A 911-nucleotide genomic window follows, 5' to 3' on the forward strand; every position below is an offset into this window, starting at 1 on the left:
GTATCACCCTGGCCCAGGCCGGGGTGCTGCTGGCGGCCAACCGCCTGGTGCGGATCTTCGGCTACAAGCATGTTCTGAATTTCTACGCCCGCAACGGTGATCGGCTGACGTGCTCCATTGCCGCCGGCGCGGCGGCGGTGTGTGCTCTTGGCAACTCGATGCTGTCCGGGTTTGCGGCCTTGCTCGGGCTTCGGTTGGTCTGGGGCCTGTGTTTTGCGGCGTTGAACCTTTCCACTCAAGTATTGGCTACCTCTGAACCGCTGGGTGCGGCGCGGCGGGCGGGGCGGTCGCGGGCGTTGATTGCCCTGGGGCCGATGCTGGCCTTGCCGTTGGGTGGGTGGCTGACGTTGCAGGTGGGGCCGCGGCCGATCTTCTGGATTCTGGCGGTGTGTTGCCTGGTGGGGTTGTGGATGGCGCGGGGGTTGCCGACTGCGGGTCACAATTTGCATGGCACGCCGGGGCGGCGGTTCAAGTTGCCTGACAGTGTGGCGACCTGGTCGTTTATCGAAGGGGTGGCGCTGGATGGGCTGTTTATCTTTGGCCTGTCGATTCAGGCGCAGAAGCTGCTGGGGGGCAATGCGGTATTGATTGCCGGTGGGTTGATGGCGCTGCGATATGTTTCGGAGTTGCTTCTGAGTCCGCTGGGGGGGCGTGCTGCGCAGCAGTTTGGTGCTACGTCGATGTTGCTGCTGTTTTCGTTTCTCAGTGCGTTGGCGTTGGGGGCGTTTGGTAGTCATTGGGTGATTGTGGGGGCGGCGGCGGTGTTGGTGCTGCGGGCGTTGCAGTTGCCGTTGGTGACGACGCTGGTGGCGGAGCGTAATCCGGGGGCGATGCGGGTTTCGGCGTTGGCGTCGAATGCGGTGTGGCGTGATGTGGGGGCGGGGCTTGGGCCTTTGCTGGCGGGGTTGTTG

1 protein-coding gene is annotated in these 911 nt (G+C 64.2%); it reads left to right on the forward strand.

Annotation, left to right across the window (positions count from 1 at the left end):
• A partial coding sequence (locus tag HX873_RS31560; RefSeq protein ID WP_177123887.1) for an MFS transporter occupies nucleotides 1-911 on the forward strand: 911 nt, incomplete at both ends.

The organism is Pseudomonas sp. P7758 (assembly GCF_013386485.1).
Taxonomy (GTDB): domain Bacteria; phylum Pseudomonadota; class Gammaproteobacteria; order Pseudomonadales; family Pseudomonadaceae; genus Aquipseudomonas.